19 protein-coding genes are annotated in these 17,630 nt (G+C 63.0%); 4 read left to right on the forward strand and 15 right to left on the reverse strand.

Annotated elements, in window-relative coordinates:
• Positions 1-31 precede the first annotated feature (31 nt).
• From earP to P0D96_RS39340, 3 genes are all read left to right on the forward strand, one after another.
• Complete coding sequence (gene earP, locus P0D96_RS39330) at positions 32-1,225, forward strand: elongation factor P maturation arginine rhamnosyltransferase EarP (RefSeq protein WP_408181709.1); 1,194 nt, start codon at positions 32-34, stop codon at positions 1,223-1,225.
• Between the two features lie 409 nt (positions 1,226-1,634).
• A complete protein-coding gene (efp, locus tag P0D96_RS39335; RefSeq protein ID WP_074764902.1) occupies positions 1,635-2,192 on the forward strand; it encodes an elongation factor P in 558 nt (185 codons plus the stop codon).
• Between the two features lie 281 nt (positions 2,193-2,473).
• A complete protein-coding gene (locus tag P0D96_RS39340) occupies positions 2,474-2,680 on the forward strand; it encodes a CsbD family protein (RefSeq protein WP_408181708.1) in 207 nt (68 codons plus the stop codon).
• A gap of 37 nt (positions 2,681-2,717) precedes the next feature.
• On the opposite strand, the gene P0D96_RS39345 is transcribed toward P0D96_RS39340, so the two are convergent.
• Entirely contained in the window at positions 2,718-3,005 is a 288-nt protein-coding gene (locus P0D96_RS39345) for a hypothetical protein (RefSeq protein ID WP_408319193.1), read from the reverse strand.
• On the opposite strand from P0D96_RS39345, the gene P0D96_RS39350 reads away from it, so the two are divergent.
• On the forward strand, positions 3,004-4,386 hold the full coding sequence (locus tag P0D96_RS39350) for a sigma-54-dependent transcriptional regulator (protein ID WP_408181706.1): 1,383 nt from the start codon (positions 3,004-3,006) through the stop codon (positions 4,384-4,386). The genes P0D96_RS39345 and P0D96_RS39350 overlap by 2 nt on opposite strands.
• A gap of 103 nt (positions 4,387-4,489) precedes the next feature.
• Here P0D96_RS39350 and nagZ read toward each other — a convergent pair whose 3' ends face one another.
• The 14 genes from nagZ to P0D96_RS39420 all read right to left on the reverse strand — a co-directional run.
• On the reverse strand, positions 4,490-5,518 hold the full coding sequence (nagZ, locus tag P0D96_RS39355; RefSeq protein ID WP_408319195.1) for a beta-N-acetylhexosaminidase: 1,029 nt from the start codon (positions 5,516-5,518) through the stop codon (positions 4,490-4,492).
• 71 nt (positions 5,519-5,589) lie between these two features.
• A complete protein-coding gene (gene acpS, locus P0D96_RS39360) occupies positions 5,590-6,015 on the reverse strand; it encodes a holo-ACP synthase (protein ID WP_132373585.1) in 426 nt (141 codons plus the stop codon).
• A 25-nt stretch (positions 6,016-6,040) separates the two neighbouring features.
• Complete coding sequence (gene pdxJ / locus P0D96_RS39365; protein ID WP_408181702.1) at positions 6,041-6,805, reverse strand: pyridoxine 5'-phosphate synthase; 765 nt, start codon at positions 6,803-6,805, stop codon at positions 6,041-6,043.
• The gene (gene recO, locus P0D96_RS39370) at positions 6,802-7,707 is read right to left on the reverse strand and encodes a DNA repair protein RecO (RefSeq protein ID WP_408181701.1); all 906 of its coding nucleotides are present in this window, start codon (positions 7,705-7,707) and stop codon (positions 6,802-6,804) included. Before recO ends, pdxJ begins: the two co-directional genes overlap by 4 nt.
• Positions 7,694-8,593: a GTPase Era gene (gene era, locus P0D96_RS39375; protein ID WP_132373582.1), complete on the reverse strand. Its 900-nt coding sequence runs from the start codon at positions 8,591-8,593 to the stop codon at positions 7,694-7,696. Before era ends, recO begins: the two co-directional genes overlap by 14 nt.
• Before the next feature lie 55 nt (positions 8,594-8,648).
• Positions 8,649-9,905, reverse strand: coding sequence for a ribonuclease III (gene rnc, locus P0D96_RS39380; RefSeq protein WP_408291716.1), 1,257 nt, complete (start codon positions 9,903-9,905; stop codon positions 8,649-8,651).
• Positions 9,906-10,079: 174 nt separating this feature from the next.
• The gene (gene lepB / locus P0D96_RS39385; protein WP_408291718.1) at positions 10,080-10,973 is read right to left on the reverse strand and encodes a signal peptidase I; all 894 of its coding nucleotides are present in this window, start codon (positions 10,971-10,973) and stop codon (positions 10,080-10,082) included.
• Between the two features lie 18 nt (positions 10,974-10,991).
• Positions 10,992-12,785, reverse strand: a complete 1,794-nt coding sequence (gene lepA / locus P0D96_RS39390; protein ID WP_132373579.1) for a translation elongation factor 4 — start codon at positions 12,783-12,785, stop codon at positions 10,992-10,994.
• 205 nt (positions 12,786-12,990) lie between these two features.
• Positions 12,991-13,254, reverse strand: a complete 264-nt coding sequence (locus tag P0D96_RS39395) for a glutaredoxin family protein (RefSeq protein ID WP_408181696.1) — start codon at positions 13,252-13,254, stop codon at positions 12,991-12,993.
• Positions 13,251-14,768 carry a DegQ family serine endoprotease gene (locus tag P0D96_RS39400; RefSeq protein WP_408181694.1) on the reverse strand — a complete coding sequence of 506 codons (1,518 nt, stop codon included), beginning with the start codon at positions 14,766-14,768 and terminating at the stop codon, positions 13,251-13,253. Before P0D96_RS39400 ends, P0D96_RS39395 begins: the two co-directional genes overlap by 4 nt.
• 35 nt (positions 14,769-14,803) lie before the next feature.
• Positions 14,804-15,847: a MucB/RseB C-terminal domain-containing protein gene (locus P0D96_RS39405; RefSeq protein WP_132373576.1), complete on the reverse strand. Its 1,044-nt coding sequence runs from the start codon at positions 15,845-15,847 to the stop codon at positions 14,804-14,806.
• A gap of 4 nt (positions 15,848-15,851) precedes the next feature.
• Positions 15,852-16,484 carry a sigma-E factor negative regulatory protein gene (locus P0D96_RS39410; RefSeq protein ID WP_408181691.1) on the reverse strand — a complete coding sequence of 211 codons (633 nt, stop codon included), beginning with the start codon at positions 16,482-16,484 and terminating at the stop codon, positions 15,852-15,854.
• A gap of 83 nt (positions 16,485-16,567) precedes the next feature.
• The gene (rpoE, locus tag P0D96_RS39415; protein ID WP_006051939.1) at positions 16,568-17,167 is read right to left on the reverse strand and encodes an RNA polymerase sigma factor RpoE; all 600 of its coding nucleotides are present in this window, start codon (positions 17,165-17,167) and stop codon (positions 16,568-16,570) included.
• Positions 17,168-17,268: 101 nt separating this feature from the next.
• Positions 17,269-17,630: hypothetical protein (locus P0D96_RS39420; RefSeq protein WP_408319198.1), on the reverse strand; the 362-nt coding region annotated here is incomplete at its 5' end.

Genomic DNA, 17,630 nt, shown 5'->3' on the forward strand with positions numbered 1-17,630 from the left:
CCATACGTTCGAATCCGCAACCCAGGCCATCATGTCTTCCGCTACGCCCCATTCCGAGCAAGCCGCTGACACGCCCACGGCGATCGCCTGCGACATCTTCTGCGCGGTGATCGACAATTTCGGCGACATCGGCGTGTGCTGGCGTCTCGCGCGCCAGCTTGCGAGCGAGCACGGCTGGCAGGTACGCGTGTTCGTCGACGACCTGCATGCGTTCCACAAGCTGTGCCCGTCGCTGACGCTGGAGCACGCTCGCCAGACGGTCGGCGGCATCGTCGTCGAACACTGGCATGAGCCGGCTCATGCGGGCGATAGGCTCGAAGTCGCCGACGTCGTGATCGAGGCGTTTGGCTGCGAACTCCCGTCCATCTACGTCGCCGCGATGGCGGCGCGCGAACGTACGCCGGTGTGGTTCAACCTCGAATATCTGAGTGCCGAGGACTGGGTCGCGGATTTTCATCTGCGGCCCTCGCCTCATCCGCGCTATCCGCTGACCAAGACATTCTTTTTCCCCGGACTCGGCCCCGGCACCGGCGGCGTGCTGAAGGAACGGCATCTCGACGGCGCGCGCGCGGCTTTTGAAGCATCGCCCACCGCGCGCCGAGCATGGTGGCAACAGACCACCGGCCACGCGCCGCCGCCCGCCGCGGCCACCGTCGTCTCGCTGTTCGCCTACGAGAACCCTGCCGCCGACAGCCTGCTCGAACAATGGCGCGATAGCGCGGACCCGGTCGTCCTGCTCGTGCCCGAAGGCCGCGTTTCAGGCGCGGTCGCGCGCTTTTTCGAGCTGCCCGCGTTCGCCACCGGCGCTCACGCGGTGCGCGGCAACCTCAGCGCACATGCCCTCGCCTTTACCGACCAGCCCGGCTACGACGCGCTGCTGTGGGCAAGCGACATCAATTTCGTGCGCGGTGAGGATTCGTTCGTGCGCGCCCAATGGGCCGCCAAACCCTTCGTCTGGCATATCTACCCGCAAGCCGACGACGCCCATCTGCCGAAGCTCGACGCCGCGCTCGCGCACTACGCGCGCACTCTGCCCGCGGACGCCCGCGACGCCCTTGCGCGCTTCTGGCACGCATGGAACGGCACGGGCCGGCCAGACTGGGCGGAATTCCAGCGTCACTTGCCGGCGCTCAAGCAACGCGCGGCCGATTGGGCCGGCGAACTGGCTCAAGTGGGCGACCTCGCCGGAAATCTGGCCTTGTTCGCAAAAACTCAGTTAAAATAAGCGGTTATCCAACGGCCGACGACGCAAGCGCGGCCCGATCGCAACGGCGGAATCCGGTCAACTCGTTTGAGCGGCTCGCCAACCCGGCATCGAAAGATGCAACACCTTCCCCCAATATCAAAGCGTGATAGGTGGAATGTCAAAAAAGGGACGTATGTTGCGAATCGGCGCCACTCGTGTACACGCCCGCACCGGGTAAAAAGCAGGTAACGGATTGCTGGGAATGGCAGAGACCGCGGGTTTGCGGCGCTCCCGCCGCTCCCCGCGGCAAGCCGGCCACGCTTGACTTGCTCGCGACCCGCCGAGCCGCTTCGGCGGCGCGGCGCGCGGTGAGCAAAGCGCCGAAGCCGCTTGCGCCGTATGCCGTTGAGCACAAGTTGAAGCTACTAATTTCGTACAGGACAGTTTTATGAAGACCGCACAGGAACTCCGCACCGGTAACGTCGTGATGATCGGCGCAGACGCAATGGTTGTGCAAAAGGCCGAATACAACAAATCGGGCCGCAACTCCGCCGTCGTCAAGATGAAGTTCAAGAACCTGCTGACCGGCGCAGGCATGGAAAGCGTGTACAAGGCCGACGACAAGTTCGACGTCGTCGTGCTGGAACGCAAGGAAGTTACGTACTCGTACTTCGCCGACCCGATGTACGTGTTCATGGACGCCGACTACAACCAGTTCGAAGTCGAAGGCGAAATGATGGGCGACGCCCTCCATTACCTCGAAGACGGCATGGCTTGCGAAGTCGTGTTCTACAACGAGAAAGCCATCTCGGTCGAACTGCCGACCACGCTGGTCCGCGAGATCATCTACACGGAACCGGCTGTCAAGGGCGACACGTCGTCGGGCAAGGTGTTGAAGAACGCCAAGCTGACCACCGGCTTCGAACTGCAAGTGCCGCTCTTCTGCAACATCGGCGACAAGATCGAAATCGACACGCGTACGCACGAGTACCGCAGCCGCGCTTAAGCGCCCTGCTCGCCTGAATCCAGCGCCCCAAGCCGGGCGCTGCGAAAAAAAAGCAAAAAAAAGCGCCCAATTTGGGCGCTTTTTCTTTTTTGCGCCGCCGTGTATGGTTGAGGAAAACTTTACCGGCGACTTGCTCGAAATTGCCACACCGCAACCTCAAATTTCCGTATGTCGGTCACCAGACCATTGATAAGTCTAAATAAATTATCGTGGCACGGTCCATGCTTCTCTCTGGATACAGGGCAGTACGGCTTTATTTTCTTCAACTCCGGAGATGCGACATGAATAACGACATCGCTGAAGGCAAGTGGAAGCAGATGGTTGGCAAGGCCAAGACGGCATGGGGTGAACTCACGGACGACGAGTTGACCAAGGCCAAAGGCCGCGCTGACAAGCTCGCCGGCCTGATCCAGGAACGTTACGGCAAGACGCGCGAACAAGCGGAACTCGAAGTACGCCGTTTCTTCGACAGCAACCGGGATTTCTGACAGCCCGAGTGAAGGAAATACAGGCGCCCATCCACGCTTACAAGACGTCAGGACGGGCTCCCAAATTAATAACGCAAAGGACCTGAACGACTTGAGTCGAATCGCCGCCTTTCTGCCCGGTGCCGTGCTTGGTGCGCGCGCCGGACGACCTGTCTACCTCAGACGCGGCCGCTCTTGCGCCGCGCGAGCCAAGGTTGCGCGCGCGGCGCTGGATTCGACTCGGAATTCGACCGACAGTACCGGCCAGCATCGCGCCCGTGACGCGCGCCAACGTATCGGCGCAGCGCATCGGGTATTCCATCCATCTAAAAATTGCGCTCGCCATGCCACACGCCCTGATTGTTGAAGACGATCCTAATAGCCTGTCAGGCCTGTCCGCCATCCTCGCCGCCGACGGCTTCTCCGTCGACACCGCGACCACGATCGCGGAGGCCCGGGCCGCGTTGACACGCTTCATTCCCGACGTCGTGCTGGTCGACCTGAACCTGCCGGACGGCAGCGGACTCGACCTGCTGCAACACCTCCCCGCGCATCCGCCCGGCGGCGCCTTGCCCGTGATCGTCATGACCGGCAATGCGACAGTGGAAAGCGCGATCGAGGGTTTGCGGCACGGCATCTGGGACTACCTGCTCAAGCCGGTCAACATTCCGCGTTTGCGCAGCCTGCTCGCGCGTATCCCGCGGCCGTACGAACTGACCGAAGAAGTGCAGACGCTGCGCGCGTCGCTGCGTCAACTCGGCCGGTTCGGCTCGATGCTCGGCCGCAGCGGTGCGATCCAGCACGTCTACGACACGATCGAACATATCGCGCCGACCGAAGCCGCCGTGCTGATTTCCGGCGAAACCGGCACCGGCAAGCAGATCGCGGCGCGCACGATGCACGACATGAGCCGGCGCCGTAAAGGTCCGTTCATCACATTCGACTGCCGCAGCGCGAATAGCGCGGCCGCGCAACGCTCGCTCGACAGCCTGCTGTTCGGTCACGAACGCGGCGCGTTCAACGGCGCCGAGCAACGCGAACCCGGCCTGTTCGAGCAGGCGAGCGGCGGCACGCTGTTCATCGACGAAATCGCCGAGTTGCCGCGCGCCCAGCAGGAAGCGCTGCTGCGTGCGCTCGATTCGCAGACCTTCATGCGGGTCGGCGGCACGAATCAGGTGGTGACGGACTTCCGGCTGATCGCCTCGACACGCAAGGCGCCGCGTGCGGCGGTGGCCGACGGCAGCCTGCACGAAGATCTGGCGCTGCGCCTCGAAGCGGCCGCCGTCACGCTGCCGCCGCTGCGCGAGCGCGGCGAAGATCCGGCGCTGATCGCCCAGGCGTTGGTCGACGAATTGAATCACGAAGGGTTGACGCGCGGCTCGGCGGAGACCGCCAAGCAGGTCGCGCCGAACTTCCTGCGCGAGTGTCTCGCGTATGAATGGCCGGGCAATGTGCGCGAGTTGCAGGACCGCGTGCGGCGCGCATATCACGCGTCCGGCGACGTGCTGGAATCGCTGCGCGCCGATGAGGCGGGCTCGGCGAACGGCCGCGATCTGAATGGCAGCCGGGTGCAAGTTACCGTGGGCACGCCGCTCGCGGACGTCGAGGAAATGCTGATTCGCGCGACGCTCGACGCAGTCGGCGGTACGCGTCACCGGGCGGCGTCGCTGCTGGGTATCAGTCCGAAGACGCTGTACAACAAGCTGCAACGCATGCGCTTGAATTGAGTGGAGTGCCTCTGCGATCGCTTGCGGTCGGCCCTGGCTGAAAAAACGGCGCCTTCATTGAAGGCGCCGTTTTTCTTACTTGCTTGCCGACTGTTCTCGCGGCTTATGCAAACGCGCTACGCAACAGCGCTTGCGCTTGCAGGTACTGCGGATCAGCGACCAGCTTGCTCCACTTCAACGCCTTGCCACGCGGCCGCATGCGTTGCAAGCGCCGTTGCGATTCCTTCGACGGCGTAAAGCGCAGCGCATCCAGTACCTTCTCCGCTTCGTCCGGCTGATTGCAGATCAGCACCATGTCGCAGCCGGCTTGCAGCGCGGCGCTCGCGCCTTCGGTCAGCGTGCCGCCCTGGCGCGCGGCTTCCATCGACAGATCGTCGCTGAAAATCGCGCCTTCGAAGCGCAGCTTATTGCGAAGGACGTCCTGCAGCCAGACGCGCGAAAAACCCGCCGGCTTCGAATCGACCTGCGGATAGATCACATGCGCGGGAATCACTGACCCCAACGACAAGCCGAGCCAGTCGTACGGCGCCACGTCGTCGCGCAGAATCTCCTCGAGCGAGCGGTCGTCGACCGGCATGGCGACATGCGAATCCGCCTGTGCGAAGCCGTGCCCCGGGAAATGCTTGCCGCAATTGCTCATGCCGGCCAGCGCGAGTCCGTGGTTGAGGCTCTTGGCGAGCAAGGTCACCACACGCGGATCGCGGTGGAACGAGCGGTCGCCGATCACCTGCGATTGACCATAGTTCAGATCGAGCACCGGCGTGAAACTCATGTCGATGCCGCACGCGCGCAACTCCGTCGCGAGGATATAGCCGACGGCCGTTGTCACTTTGGTGGCGTGCAGCACATCGCTGTCCCACAACGTGCCGAGCTTGCCCATCGCAGGCAGCACGGTGAAGCCGTCCGTGCGAAAGCGCTGCACGCGCCCGCCTTCGTGGTCGACGGCAATCAGCAGATCCTCACGGATCGCGCGGATCGAGTCGGTCAGCGCGATCAGTTGCGTGCGGCTCTCGTAATGGCGCGCGAACAGGATCACGCCGCCGGTCATCGGATGGGCAAGGCGGCGCTTGTCGTCGCCGTTCAGCGTTTTGCCGACCACGTCGAGCATCACCGGTCCGGGAATGGTTTTCATCGATTTCCGTTGGAAAAAAGCCTGAGGCAAGGAGAGACGCGGCCGGCCTGCGCCGCGTTCAAAAGTATTTTTTATTCGGCGACGTCGTCGGGCGTACCCGCTTGCGTCGTTTCCGCAATCACGAACGACACCGCGTAATCGCGCTCGTCGCTGATCGTGACGCGCGCCGTGATGCCGCGCGCGTCGAGCCATTCGGCCAATTCACCGGACGCGACCACCATGGGCTCGCCGCTCGGCTTGTTGAGCGTTTGCAGCGCGCGCCAGGTCATCGGCCAGTGCATGCCGAGGCCGATCGCTTTCGAGAATGCTTCTTTCGCCGAGAACCGCGTGGCGAGAAACGCGAGCCCGCGCGCGGCTGAGCGCGCGTGCCGCGCGTGATAGACGCGCAGTTCGTCCGGACCGAGCACCTTCTCGGCGAAGCGGCCGTTGGTGCGCGTCATGACCGCGGCCACGCGGCTCACCTGAACAATGTCCGTACCGATGCCGTAGATCGTCATGCGCGGGCTGCCATGTCAGGTCGCATCAGGCGCGCGCGCCGAGACGCGCGGCGACCATGATCGCCTTCATCTCGCGCACCGCGTTGTCCCAGCCGGCGAAGATCGCATGCGCGACGATCGCGTGGCCGATATTCAGTTCGTCGATGCCCTCGATCGCCGCGATCTGCTGCACGTTCGTGTAGTGCAGGCCGTGGCCCGCATTGACCTTGATGCCGAGTGTCGCGCCGAATTCGACGGCACGCACCACGCGCTCGAATTCGCGCTCCTGTTCGGCGGGATCGTGGGCTTCGGCGTAACGTCCGGTGTGCAGTTCGATCACCGGCGCGCCCGCTTCGTGCGCGGCACGAATCTGCGTTTCGTCCGGATCGATGAAGAGCGACACGCGCGAGTTCGCGTCGGCGAGCTGCTTGCAGGCGGCACGCACCGCTTCGAACTGGCCGGCGACATCGAGTCCGCCTTCCGTCGTCAGCTCCTGACGCTTTTCCGGCACGAGGCAGACGTCGTGCGGCTGGACTTCACACGCGATGTCGAGCATCTCCTGGGTGACCGCGCATTCGAGATTCATGCGCGTCTTCAGGAGCGGGCGCAGCTTGTGCACGTCGGCGTCGACGATATGGCGGCGGTCTTCACGCAGATGCAGCGTAATGACATCGGCGCCGGCCTCTTCGGCCATCAGCGCGGCGCGGATCGGATCGGGGTAGGACGTGCCGCGCGCGTTGCGCAGCGTGGCGACGTGATCGATGTTCACGCCCAGGTCAATCACATTCGGCGACGTAAGAAAGAAGCTCATAAGTTCTGCAAGTCGATCAGGATCTGGCGCGTCGCGAGCGGCGTGCCGCCAAGGTAAGTGTTGAGCAGAAAGCGCATCAGCGTTTTGCTTTGCGCCACGGTCTGCGCTCGATGGTAATCGTCCTGTTCCATGTCGAGCAAGGTTTGCCCCGCGATTACCGGCCATTGCGCGGGCAGATCGTCGGAGGCTTCGCGCACGCCGCGCTCCGGGTCGAACACGTAGCGGCCTTCGGCCAGCACCGCTTTGCGCGCGACGGTGCGATCCAGCGCCATCGCGTAGCCGGTTTCGCGCAGCAGCACGCGCTCGAACGAACGCAGCACCTGCACGGGCGGCTCATCGTGCGCGAGACGCGTCATCGTGACGACGTAGTGATGGAACAGTTGCGGATGCGGATCTTCGCGCGCGCAGAACTTGACCAGCAGTTCGTTGACGTAGAAGCCGCACAGCAGCGCGTCGCCGGCCAGCGGCAACATGCCGCCGACCCATTCGGCGCCGGTCAGCGTGCGCACTTCGGATTTGCCCGACCACGACAGCGCGAGCGGCTGAAACGTCTGCAACACGCCGCGCAGCGCGGAGTGCGGACGCTTCGCGCCCTTCGCGACGAGCGCGAGGCGGCCATGATCGCGCGAGAGCACGTCGATGATCAGACTGGTCTCGCGATACGGATAGCTATGGAGAACGAAGGCGGGTTGCTCCGCGATCCGGTAGTCGGACGCGGAGGTACGTGGCGCGCGGCGAGGCGGCGCTTTACGTGGTTCGCCTTCGGCGCCCTGGGCGCTTTTAGTCGAGGACTTTCGGGTGCTACGAGCGGGTTTGGACGGCTCACGTGCCGGCACTGCCGGCTCCGAATCGTCCGGGTCAGCGTCGGAATTCAGCGTCATCCACGCGTCATTCGTACCCATACGCACGGAGCCCGGCTTCGTTGTCGGCCCAGCCGCTCTTCACCTTGATGAAGGTTTCCAGATACACCGGACCGTCGAACAGCTTTTCCATGTCGAGGCGCGCTTCGGTGCTGATCTGCTTCAGCTTGGCGCCCTTCTGGCCGATGATCATCGCCTTGTGCGTGTCGCGGTCGACCATGATGGTCGCGAAAATGCGGCGCAGGCGCCCTTCGGTTTCGAACTTGTCGATCAGCACGGTGCTCGTGTAGGGCAGTTCGTCGCCAGTCCAGCGGAACACTTTCTCGCGCAGGATTTCCGCCGCGAGGAAGCGCTCGCTGCGATCGGTCAGGTCGTCTTCGCCGTAGATCGGCGCGCCTTCCGGCAGGAACGGCTTGACGGTCGCCATCAGACGTTTGATGTCGTCGGAATTCTTCGCCGACAGCGGCACGATCTCGGCGAACTCGTGCAGCGCGCTGACCTGCTGCATGAACGGGAACAGCGAATCCTTATCCGACACGCGGTCCAGCTTGTTCGCGATCAGCAGCGTGGGCACCGACGGCGGGATCAGGTCGAGCACCTTCTGGTCGTCCGGGCCGAAACGGCCAGCTTCGATTACGAACAGGATCGCATCGACCGAAGTCAGCGTGGACGTGACCGCGCGATTGAGCGAACGGTTCAGTGCGCCGCTGTGCTTGGTCTGGAAACCCGGCGTGTCAACGAAAATGTATTGCGCGTCTTCGAGCGTATGAATGCCCGTGATGCGATGGCGCGTGGTCTGCGCCTTGCGCGACGTGATACTGACTTTCTGGCCGACCAGCGCGTTCATCAGCGTGGACTTGCCGACGTTGGGGCGGCCGACGATCGCGACCATGCCGCAGCGAAAACCAGTGGGAGTGGGAGCGTTCATATTCGGGCTACGGCAAGTTTCAGATCGACGCGCGGGAATGGCGCGCCGATGGCAATCAATGGCCCGCGTCGGCGACGCGCGTTTGCACCGCGTCGGCTACGCCGGGTTCGTGTTCGGTCGGTGCCGCTGCTGCGCTTGGCACGGGCACGGCGGGACCGGGTGTGGCTTCGCGGCTGCGGTGTTTGTCGACGCTGCGGACCGCAGCGGCTTCCGGCTTGGCTTCTGGTTTGGCTTCGGCGGACTTGGCTTCGGCGGGTTTCGCATCCGCGGCCTTGGTGTCGAACTTTTCGGCGGCTTTCTCCGCTGCGGCTTTGTCAGCGGACTTGTCGCCCACGTGAGCGGCCGTCTTCTCTGCCTTCTCGGCGCGCTCGGTTTTGTCCTGTCCGCTGTACTCCACGTGCGCGGCGCGAATCACCGCCAACGGCGCGGCGGTGGCTGTCAGCGGGGTGCGTTCGGCTACCGGTTCCGCCGCGGCGGCGGCGCGGGACTCACCGCGCCCCGCTCCGCGCTCGTTCTTGCGATCCGGGCTGCGCAAATCCAGCGCGGCCTGCACACCGGTCACGCCGGGCACGATTTCCGGCTCGGCGTTCTTCGCCGCGCGAGCGCCTTTCGAGCGCTTGGGCTTGGCTACCACGGCAGGCGCCGCGGCCATCACTTCGTCGAGCGCTTTCTTGGCCGCCGCCTGCTCCGCCGCACGACGGCTCGCGCCGGAACCGGAGACTTTCACGTCCAGTTTCGGCACCGTGCATTCGACTTCGAATTGTTGATTGTGCGCCGCACCATGCGTGGCGACGACCGTGTAGGTCGGCAGAGCGATCTTGTGGCCTTGCAGATACTCCTGCAGCAGCGTCTTGGCGTCCTTGCCGAGCGTGCGTGGGTCGATGTGATCCAGAATGGGCACGTAAAGGCGCTTGATGACCGTCTGAGCGGCTTCGAAGCCGCCGTCGAGGAACACTGCGCCCAGCACCGCTTCGAGCGTGTCAGCGAGGATCGAGGGGCGGCGGAAGCCGCCGCTGCGCAACTCGCCTTCCCCCAGCCGCAGGCCTTCGGAGATATTGAGGGCCTGAGCGATTTCGTAAAGCGACTGCTGTTTGACCAGATTGGCGCGGACGCGCGACAGGTCGCCCTCGTCCAGTTTGCCGAAACGTTGGAACAAAAGCGCAGCCACCGCGCAATTCAGAACGGAATCGCCGAGAAACTCGAGCCGTTCGTTATGCGTGGAGCTATGACTGCGGTGCGTTAAAGCCTGGCGCAACAATTCCGCATTGCGAAATTCGTAGCGCAGACGGCTTTCCAACGGAGATAGGGGCATGGGCAGAGTATAACGCGGGCGCCAGACCCGGCGAAAACGCGGGACGGCCAGCGGAAAAAGCGTGGTGAAGCGACGTTACCGCGGGATCTTAAAGTAGCGTGATAACACGCCGCGGCTCACGTGACCTGGCGAAGGCCAACCGCGCGGCGTGTCGTGCAATCGACGCACACGAACTCAGTTGAATGAGCCGATGCGTTTCAGATTGCTGAAGTTCATCCAGATAAAAAACGCGCGGCCCACGACATTCTTGTCCGGCGCGAAGCCCCAGTAACGGCTATCCGCGCTGTTATCGCGGTTGTCGCCCATCATGAAGTAGTTGCCCGGCGGCACCTTGCAGATCACGCCGCGTGCGTTGTACGTGCAGTTATCGCGATACGGATAATCTTCGGCGCCGACGATGAACGGCGGCACGGCCGAATTGTTCAGAATCGCGTTCTTGCGGCCGTCGATATCTTCTTCGAACTGCTTCGCGTAACCCATGCGTTCGTCGTCGAGGTAATCGGGCAGCGGCGTTTCCGGCACCGGCTTGCCGTTGATCGTGAGCTGCTTGTCCTGATACGCAACGGTGTCGCCCGGCAGGCCGATCACGCGCTTGATGTAGTCGACCGATTCGTCTTTCGGGTAGCGGAACACCACCACGTCGCCGCGTTGGAGCGGACGGCCTTCGGTGATCTTCGTGTTGGTGATCGGCAGACGGATGCCGTAGTCGAATTTATTCACGAGGATGAAGTCGCCCACCAGCAGCGTCGGCACCATCGAACCCGAAGGAATCTTGAACGGCTCGACCACGAACGAGCGCACCACGAACACCACCAGAATCACCGGGAAAAAGCTCGCTGAATACTCGAGCCACCACGGTTGACGCAGCTTGTCGTCACGCAGACGCGCGCGCGTTTGCGCCGCGTTTTCGTCGGCGAAACGCTCGCCGATGCGTGCCTGCTGGCGGTCGAACTCGGCGACCGCGGCTTCCGCCGCGCGGCGCCGTTGCGGCATGAAAACCAGTTTGTCTGCGACCCATGCGACGCCCGTCAAAATGACGAGCACAAAAAGAATCAGCGCAAAATTCATAGGGTTCCGTTGTTCGTCTTATTTGTCTTCGACACGCAGGATCGCGAGGAAAGCCTCTTGCGGAATCTCGACCGATCCCACCTGCTTCATTCGCTTCTTGCCTGCCTTTTGCTTTTCCAGCAGCTTCTTCTTACGAGAAATGTCGCCGCCGTAGCATTTTGCCAGCACGTTCTTACGCAACGCTTTAATGTTCTCGCGCGCGATAATGTTCGCGCCGATGGTGGCCTGAATCGCGACGTCGTACATTTGACGCGGAATGAGTTCACGCATTTTCGACGCCACTTCGCGGCCGCGATACTGGCTTTGCGAACGGTGCACGATGACCGACAGCGCGTCGACCTTGTCGCCGTTGATCAGCATGTCGACCTTCACGACGTCGGCCGCGCGGTATTCCTTGAACTCGTAATCCATCGACGCATAGCCGCGCGAAATCGACTTCAGACGGTCGAAGAAATCGAGCACGACTTCGCCCATCGGGATTTCGTAGGTCAACTGCACCTGACGGCCGTGATACTGCATGTTGATCTGCGTGCCGCGCTTTTGCGTACACAGCGTGATCACCGAGCCGACGTAGTCTTGCGGCATGTACAGATTCACGGTGACGATCGGTTCGCGCACTTCTTCGATCTTCGACGGCTCCGGCATCTTGGCCGGATTCTCGACCATGATGGTCGTGCCGTCGCGTTGCAGGACTTCGTACACCACGGTCGGCGCCGTGGTGATCAGGTCCATGTCGAACTCGCGCTCGAGACGTTCCTGCACGATCTCCATGTGCAGCAGCCCGAGGAAGCCGCAGCGGAAACCGAAACCAAGTGCTTGCGACACTTCCGGCTCGTACATCAGCGAGGCGTCGTTCAGCTTCAGCTTTTCCAGCGAATCGCGCAGCGCGTCGTACTGGTTCGCTTCGACCGGATAGAGACCGGCGAACACCTGCGGCTTCACTTCCTTGAAACCCGGCAGCGGTTCGGGCGCCGGACGGTTCACCAGCGTGACGGTGTCGCCCACCTTCGCCGCGGCCAGTTCCTTGATGCCGGCGATGATGAAGCCCACCTGCCCGGCCGACAGCGATTCGAGATTCTTCGACTTCGGCGTGAACACGCCGACGTGCTCGACCGGATACTGCGCGCCGGTCGCCATCATGCGGATCTTGTCCTTGGGACGCAGCGTGCCGTTGACGATGCGCACCAGCATCACGACGCCGACGTAGTTGTCGAACCACGAGTCGATGATCAGCGCCTGCAACGGCGCTTCCGGATCGCCCTTGGGCGGCGGCACTTTGGCGATCAGCGCTTCCAGCACGTCTTCGACGCCGAGGCCGGTCTTCGCGCTGCAATGCGTGGCGTCGGTTGCGTCGATGCCGATCACGTCTTCGATTTCGGCGATTGCGTTTTCAGGATTTGCCGCCGGCAGATCGATCTTGTTGAGCACCGGAATCACGTCGACGCCGAGTTCGATCGCCGTGTAGCAGTTGGCGACGGTTTGCGCTTCCACGCCCTGGCTCGCGTCGACGACCAGCAGCGCGCCTTCGCATGCGGACAGCGAGCGGCTGACTTCGTACGAGAAGTCGACGTGGCCCGGCGTGTCGATCATGTTCAGGTTGTAGACTTGCCCGTCACGGGCCTTGTATGTCAGTGCGGCGGTTTGTGCCTTGATCGTGATGCCGCGCTCGCGTTCGAGATCCATCGAATCGAGCACTTGAGATTCCATCTCGCGGTCGGACAGGCCGCCGCAAATCTGGATGATGCGATCGGCGAGCGTCGACTTGCCATGGTCGATGTGCGCAATGATCGAGAAGTTACGAATATGATCCATTCAGTGCCGATCAAGCAAAAAAGGCGCGCTCGGACAATAGCGGAGCACGCCTTGTAAGTAGGTGAAAAACCTATCTATTTTAGCCGAAAAGGCTATCGCCCGGCGCATCTTGCGAAGCTCGGGCGGAAAAGACGGCTCAGGAGAGGCGTGAAACGTGGTGTGAACGGCGCGGCGTTGGCGCTGTGTTCGAACCCTTGAGCCAAGCTCAGGGCGTCGCCGCAACCCGTGTGGCGAGCGCGGCACGAACCCGCGCTTCGTCGAGGTGATAGTGACACAGTTCAACGCCTTCGCAGACCAGAACCGGCACCAGTTCGTTGTAACGGGCTTCCAGCAACGGATCGGTGTCGACGTCGATCAATTCGACCCGCGCGCCGAATTCGGCCAGCAAGGGCTCGAGCGCGGCACGCATGTCGTCGCAAAGGTGGCACCACGCGCGCCCGTAAAGCGTGAGCGGCGCCGCCTTCGTCATTTCTGGACGCTGCGCGGGCGGACCGGCACGAACTGCGTGTTCTCGCCGCGGCGAACCAGCAGCGCGACCATCTTTTGCGGATCGAGGTGCGAGCTCACCTCGTCGAACTGCTTCGCGCTAGTGATGTCCGTATCGCCCACTCGCAGAATGATGTCGCCCTTTTGCAGGCCGACGCGTGCTGCGGGACCGTCCGCGGCGTCGATCTGCACGCCGTTGCGCAGTTTCAGCGCCTTCAGCTGATCAGCAGGGATATCGCTGACGGCCACACCCAGCGCGTTCGTGGCGCGCTGCTTCGGCGGCTGCGGCTTCTTCTGATCCGCCTTCGCCGATTTATCCGGCTGCATCTCGGCGATCGTCACCGGCAGATCGCGCGTCTGGCCCTTGCGCCAGATCGTGATCGTCGACTTGGTGCCCGGCTTCGTGTCGCCGACCATGCGCGGCAGATCCGTTGCCGTATCGACCGAATGGCCGTTGAACTTCAGGATGATGTCGCCCGGCTGCACGCCGGCTTTGTCCGCCGGGCCGCCCGGTTCGACGCTGCTGACCAGCGCGCCCTGCGCCTTCGGCAGGCCGAGCGAGTCGGCCACGTCTTTGGTCACTTCGCCGATCGCCACCGCAATCCGGCCGCGCACGACCTTGCCCGACGCCTTCAACTGATCGGCCACGCGCATGGCCTCGTCGATCGGAATCGCGAACGAGATGCCCATGAAACCGCCGGTGCGGCTATAGATCTGCGAGTTGATGCCGATCACCTCGCCCTGCATGTTGATCAGCGGACCGCCCGAATTGCCAGGATTGACAGCCACGTCGGTCTGAATGAACGGCAGATAGTCGCCCGTATCGCGCCCCTTCGCGCTGACTATGCCCGCCGTCACCGTGTTCTCGAGACCGAATGGCGAGCCGATCGCGACCACCCACTCGCCCACGCGCACCTTGTTCGAGTCGCCGATCGTGATGGTTGGCAGATTCGCGGCACTGATCTTCACGACGGCGACATCGGTCCGATCGTCCACGCCGATCAGCTTCGCCTTGAATTCGCGCTTGTCGGTGAGCGTGACATAAATGGTGTCCGCGTCGTCGACGACGTGCGCGTTGGTCATCACGTAGCCGTCCGCCGACAGGATGAAGCCCGAGCCGACGCCGCTGTTCTGCTCGGCGTCGCTGTTATCCGGCGTGTCCTGGCTGCCGCCACTGCCGCCGTTGTCACCGCCGCGCGGCGTGCCTGGCGAACCCGGCGATTGCGGCGACTGCGGCAACGGAATGCCGAAGAAGCGCCGGAAAAATTCCGACATGTCGCCGTCGTCCATACCTGGCGGCAGGCCGCCGCGAGCACCGCTGTTCGAGACGCGTGTAGTCGTGCGAATGTTGACGACCGCCGGGCCGACCTTGTCGACCAGATCAGTGAAGTCGGGCAGATTGGCGGCAGGAGCCGCCGACGCCATATGCGGCACGAGCGGCAAACACGCCGCTACCACCGCGGCCGCGAGGAATTTGCGCACCGAGAAAGTCGTCATATCGTAGCAAGCCGAGGGATTCAGGATTCGGAGGATTACTTCGGAGCCTTGTATTCTATGGCAGACGCAAATTGCTGTAATGTGGTCTGGGGCACTTCACCAAGCAGAGTAATCCAGAAGTCGCCGCGACGCTTGACGAGCACGTGCGTGGCGCCGCTGCTTCCCGCGCCTTCCTTGCGCGTGTTGTTCTCGACCGGTTCGACGAACACCGAAATGGCCGCAAGGCCATCGGAGAACACCGCCTGGTCCACCGGAATAGTCGGCTGGCCCGGATCGCGCGCGGCCATGGGCCGGCGCAGTTCACGAATCTTACGGAAGCCCGGCACCGTCGGCGTGATCTGCCAGCCTTGCGCGGCCATGTCGACCGGCTCGACGGGCGGACGCACCACTGTCCAACCCGCGGTATTACGAATACCGCTGACGATGCCGGCCTTGTCGACCGGCACGCCGATGCGAATCTGCGAAAAGGACAGTTGCTCGAGCACCTGGCCATTCGGGTCGAGCGTTTGGGCACGCAGCAGGAGGCCGGTCTTCTTGTCGGCCCACAGTTTGTAGGCGAAGCGATACGCGTCTTTCGGATCGAGTTCGATCACCTGGCTGTCGACGCCCGCGACGCGGTCGTCGCCGAGCAGCTTGGGCTCGTAAACCGACAGCACCTGCTCGCCACTCACGGCCAGCAGCGCGGGGAACGAATCTTTGTTCTGACGCTTCTCGACGACGCACAGATGCCGCTCCGGCACGAACGTGTAGAGCTCTTCGTTATGACGCAGCATTTTGCGCGGCTTGCCGTCGAGGCTTTCGAGTTGCTCGAATTCGCCGTCCGAGCGGGTCGCATAGTGCGCGATCCGCGAAGTCTGAACGTAATTGCCGCGCTGGTAGACGAACGCGCCCTCGTAATTTTGTTGTTGCGCGGCCTGATGGATGCGATCGAGCAGATCCGCAGCCGTGCGACGGGCGACGAGCGGATCGTCGGTTTGGGCAAAGACCCGCGGTGTAGCGGACAACAATACGGCTGCGCAGAAAAGAAATGCCGGCAGCCGCCCCCAGATAGTCGTTTTATTCAACCGCGGAGTCTGCATCAAACTATTGGCCTTGCGTAGAGACTGCGGCAGCGCGAATCAGCGGCATCGAGCCCGGCATGACCGGTTGTTGCGCGAATTGCTGGTGAGCTTCCAGATACTGGTCGAGACTGGCGTCACGAATGATGTTGGCGTCCTGCACGGCCGGCTGGACCGTAGCCGCCGGCACCGAAGCCATGGCCACACGTTGCAGCGCGTCGCCATGCGACTGGACCGACGCGAGTTGCGCCGTGCCCGGACCGCCCGGCACGCCTTGCAGTTGCGGCACGACGATCCACGTCAGCGTGGCGGCGGCGGCTGCGACGGCAAAGGCCGGCACGACACGGCGGCGCAGCGCCAGCAAACGACGCGCGACCGGCATGGCGGCAGGCGCCAGCACGTGCGGCTCGTTGTCGAAACGCGCGGCAAAACCGTTCAGGAATGCACTACTCGCCGCCGGGCTGACCGCCAGATCGTCGGAACGCAACGCGTCGCCGATCAGGTGATAGCTCGACCAGGCGGTGCGATCCTCGCCATTCAGCCCGGAAATAAACGTATCCAGATTCAGATGCTCTTCGCCGAACAGCTCACCGTCGACAAAAGCGGACAGACGCTCGCCGCGCGAGCTGGCTTGCGATTGCATCGAGACCGACCCCATGATGCTCCCCATCTTACAAATACCCCGTAGTGACACCACTAATCCAGATATTGCACCCGCGCTCCGTTCGGCAGGCTGGTGGTTTACCAGCGCTTGCCTTCAGGTGTGTCAAGCAACGGACGCAATTTTGCCGCAATGGCTTCGCGAGCGCGGAAAATTCGTGATCTGACTGTGCCAATTGGGCAACCCATCATCTCAGCGATTTCCTCGTAGCTCAAACCTTCAATTTCACGAAGAGTAATGGCGGTGCGCAACTCTTCCGGTAAAACCGCCATCGCAGCATTGACCGTCTCAGCGATCTGCTTGCTCATCAACATCGACTCAGGCGTGTTGATATCCCTTAGTTGGTCCGCGTCCGAGAAAGTTTCAGCTTCTTCAGCATCTGCTTCGGTCGAGGTCGGCGCGCGCCGCCCTTGGGTCGCAAGGTAGTTCTTTGCCGTGTTGACGGCAATCCGGTACAACCACGTATAAAAGGCCGATTCGCCGCGAAACTGCGGCAATGCCCGATACGCCTTGATAAAGGCGTCCTGAGCCACGTCTTCCACTTCGGCGGGGTCCCGCACGAGGCGCGAGATCAGCCGGAGAATCTTGCGGTGGTATTTGGAGACCAGAAGCTCGAACGCGGCCTTGTCGCCCTTCTGGACGCGCTCGACCAGCACCTGATCAATTTCTTTTTCGCTCACCTGATAAATCCGTTAACTATAGGGCGCATGGCGGGGCACCATTGTAGCGTTCCCGTCATCTGGGCACGTTACGCCGGTAACAGCGGTTACAGTCGTTACAGTCAGGCGCCGGCGCCACGCCGGCCCAGCACGGCCAGTTCCCGGAAGATGGGGGCCGGGAGTGCGTCGGCGGCAAGCAGCAAAGTGCGCGAGCGCCCCTGTTCCGGCATCAGCGCCAGAATCAGCAAGCGGCCGCTCCACTGCGAACAACCGGCAATGCGGCCTTGCGCCAGCAACGCGCCGGTGCGGCCCCAGACGGACAGGCCGTCCGGCCCGATTTTCAGCGCAACGGGCCGCGTGCGCTCGTACCGGAGCGCGCAAAGCGCGAGCCACGCCCACACGGCGAGCGTCAACGGAACTGCTTGCCACGCACCCAGATGCGGCGCGAGGCAAGCAAAGACGGCCAAAGTCGCCGTCACAACGA

It is taken from the genome of Paraburkholderia sp. RL17-347-BIC-D (assembly GCF_046027915.1).
Lineage (GTDB): Bacteria > Pseudomonadota > Gammaproteobacteria > Burkholderiales > Burkholderiaceae > Paraburkholderia.